Source organism: Nonomuraea sp. NPDC001636, from assembly GCF_040298265.1.
Taxonomy (GTDB): domain Bacteria; phylum Actinomycetota; class Actinomycetes; order Streptosporangiales; family Streptosporangiaceae; genus Nonomuraea.
Window position 1 is genome coordinate 1 of the sequence record NZ_JBEOZT010000080.1, and the last position, 3,551, is coordinate 3,551.

The 3,551-nt window shown below is 69.9% G+C and carries 2 protein-coding genes; both read left to right on the top strand.

What is annotated here, in order from left to right; all coding sequences use genetic code 11:
* Positions 1-3,263, top strand: a 3,263-nt coding sequence (locus ABT158_RS51035; protein WP_352366724.1) for a hypothetical protein, incomplete at its 5' end; no start/stop codon positions are given.
* Between the two features lie 8 nt (positions 3,264-3,271).
* Positions 3,272-3,551: hypothetical protein (locus tag ABT158_RS51040; protein WP_352366726.1), on the top strand; the 280-nt coding region annotated here is incomplete at its 3' end.

Below are 3,551 nucleotides of genomic sequence, written 5' to 3' on the forward strand. Positions count from 1 at the left end.
CCGGAGGGGTGTGGACGGACGTCACCGCGGACGCCTATACCCGGGACCCGATCACCATCACGCGCGGGCAGCCGGACGGGGCCTGGGTCGCGGACCCGTCCGGCTGCACCGTCACTCTCAACAACGCCGGCGGGAAGTACACCCCCCGCAACCCCTTGTCGCCGTACTACGGGCAGATCGGCCGCAACACGCCTCTGCGCGTCTCCGTCCCCGGGACCGAGTCCTACCTCAGCCTTCCCGGCCTGACGTTCTCCGGCGCCGAGACCCCCGACCACGCGTCTCTCGACATCACCGGCGACATCGACATCCGCGTCGAGGCCGAGGTCGACAACTGGGGCGCGGTGGGACCTATCAACCTCATCGGGAAGTGGGGCACCCTGGGTCAACTGTCCTACCGACTCCAGGCCGAGAACGGCTTTCTGTACCTGCTGTGGTCGCCGGACGGCACCAATGTGCTCTCCAGGGGCAAGCTGCTTCCGGCCCTGCCCCGGCGTGCCGCGCTGCGCGTCACGCTCGACGTCAACAACGGCTCGGGCCAGTACGCGCTGGAGTACTTCTCCGCACCGTCCCTCGATGGCCCGTGGACTTCCTTCGCGTCTGCTGCAGAGGGCGCCCCGACCAGCATCTTCAACTCCACGACCACGGCCAAACTCGCAGGATTCGGCACTGGGTTCATGGGGCGCGCCTACCGGGGCGAGATCCGCTCTGGTATCGGCGGCACCATCGTTGCCGCGCCCGACCTGCGCGCCCTCGCCCCGGGCACCACGGCGTGGACGGACTCCGCCGGCCGCCCCTGGTCGGTCATCGGCAGCGCCTCCGTGAGCAACCGGGCGCACCGGTTCGTGGGCGAGGTGTCGGCCTGGCCGCCGCGCTGGGCACCGTCCGGGCACGACGTGTGGACGCCGATCGAGGGCTCAGGGATCCTGCGCCGTCTCGGACAGGGGAGGAAGTCGCTCGACAGCACCCTCCGCCGGCGCCTGCCGTCCCGGTCCCCGCTGGCGTACTGGCCGTGCGAGGAGCCGCAAGGCGCCACGCAGGCGTACTCGCCGATCCCCGGCGTCGGCCCGCTCGCCGTCACGAAGTGGGACTTCGGGCAGGACACCGAACTCGGCGGCTCTGCGGCGCTCCCGGCGATCGAGCCCGGCGGCACCATGCGCGGCAGCGTCCCGCCTTCCGCATCCGGTGTGTGGGAGATCTGCATGCCCTACCGCGTCGACGGCGCGGCACCCGGAGCCGAGCAGGAGATGCTGTCCTGGACGACCACGGGCACCATCCGCAGGTGGCGTATCACCATGGGCGCCACCGGAACGCACCTCCTGGGGTACGACGCCACAGGCACCCTGACCCTGGACAGCGCCATCGGCGCCACCAGCGGCTACTTCGACGGCTGGTGGCGGCTGGAGTTCCGAGCCGAGCAGGCTGGTGGGAACATCTCTTACCGGATCGGCTGGTCCCAGGTCAACGGCGGCTCGACAGGTGTCACCGGTAGCATTGCCGGCACAGTCGGCGCCGTCTCCCAGATCGACACCAGCTTCGGCGCCGGTCTCCCTGACATCCGGGTTGGACACATCACTGTCTGGCCCGCCCAGTCGACGACGCTGGCGTATTCAGACGCCGACCGCGGGTTCATCACCGAGACGGCTGCGGACCGGCTTCGTCGGCTGTCCAGCGAGGAATCCAGCAACGTTCGGGTGGTCTTCCCCAGCGCGTTCCCGACCGACACGGCACGCATGGGGATCCAGCGCCCGGACACGCTTCTCAGCCTCCTCCAGGAGTGCGCAGAGAGTGACCTCGGCATCCTCGCTGAGGACCGCGGATCCTCTGCACTCATCTACCGGGCCCGGTCGACGCTCTACAACCAGACTCCGAAACTGATCCTCGACTACGCGGCCGGAGACCTCGCGCCGCCGATGGAGCCGGTCGACGATGACGCGGAAGCTCGCAACGACCGTACGGTCAACCGGGTGGGCGGCTCGTCTGGGCGCGCCGTGCTGGAGTCCGGCCCGATGTCCGTGAAGGCCCCGCCGGACGGGATCGGCCTGTACGACGATTCCACCGACCTGTCGCTCGCTGCCGACAGTCAGGCGCAGCCGATCGCCGAGTGGCTGCTCCACCTCGGCACCTGGGACGAGTCCCGCGTGCCCACAGTCCAGCTCGATCTCCACAAACGGCCCGCGCTCATCCCGGCGTACCTGGGCCTCGAACTCGGCGACCGGATCCAGATCATCAACACCCCGAGCTGGCTGGCGCCCGGCCCGATCGATCTGGTCGTCCAGGGCATCACCGAGACCCTCGGCATCCGCACCTGGTCGGCATCGCTCACGTGCGTGCCGGCCGGGCCGTGGACCGTCGGCGTCCTCGACGACCCGGTCCTCGGCCGCCTGGACACGGACGGCACCGCCCTTGGCGCAGCGGTGGACTCGGACGACACGTCCCTGCTGCTCGTGTCCGACCCCGGCCCGACGTGGATCACGACCGCGACCCACGCCGCAGAGTTTCCCTTCGACGTGCTCGTTGGCGGGGAGCGGATGACGGTCACGGGGATCACGCAGGGAGCGGCCGACGCCTTCGGCCGTACGGTCGCATCCGGCTGGGGCAGCGCGGACACGGGCGGCGCCTGGACGAGCACGGGAGGCAGCGCGGCGGACTACTCCGTCGGCTCCGGCGTCGGCAGCCACGTCCTGGCCAGCGTCAACGTTGCCCGCCAGAGCACGCTCACGGCGCCGAGCCCCGACTTCGATCTGTACGCGACCGTCGCGGCTTCCGCTGTGGCCACCGGCGCGTCGATCTTCGGCGGGCTCACCGCCCGGGGCTCGGGCGCGAACGATCTGTACTACGCCCGGGTGGAGTTCACGACGTCCGGCACGGTGATCCTCGCCATCCGCGAGCGCGCGGCAGGCGTCGAGTCCACCGTGGCGACGTTCACGACGCCGTACACGTACACCGCGGGGCAGTCGTTCCGGCTCCGATTCCAGGCGAAGGGCTCGACGCTCCAGGCCCGGGTCTGGCCGCTCACGAGCGGCGAGCCGACGGCCTGGCAGGTCTCCGGCACGGACACCACGCTCACGGCTGCCGGTGCTGTCGGCTGCCGGTCGAGCAGCGCGACCGGCAACACCAACGCCTCCCTGGCCGTCCGGTACGACAACTTCCTGATCGCCAACCCGCAGTTGGCCACCGTGACCCGGTCCGTCAACGGCATCGCGAAGTCCCACGCTGCGGGGGCGGACCTGCGACTTGCCGAACCGCTGATCCTCGCCCTGTAGGAGGCCCCATGGTCTACACACCGTTTGCCGCAGGCGAGCTACTCACCGCCGGCAAACTCAACAGCCGCATCATCGAAGAGCTGATGGAGTGGACTCCGTTCACCGACATCGGCACCTTTTCCGCTGGCTTCAGCGCTGCCACCCTCACCCCCCGCATGCGCAAGGTGCGGATCCTGGGCCAGGAGCGCTGGGAGTACCAGGGACGTGTCTCCGTCGTTGCTGGAACTCTCGTCGCGAACGTGAATACGACCATCTTCACCTTCAACGGCGGGACGCCCATCTACCGGC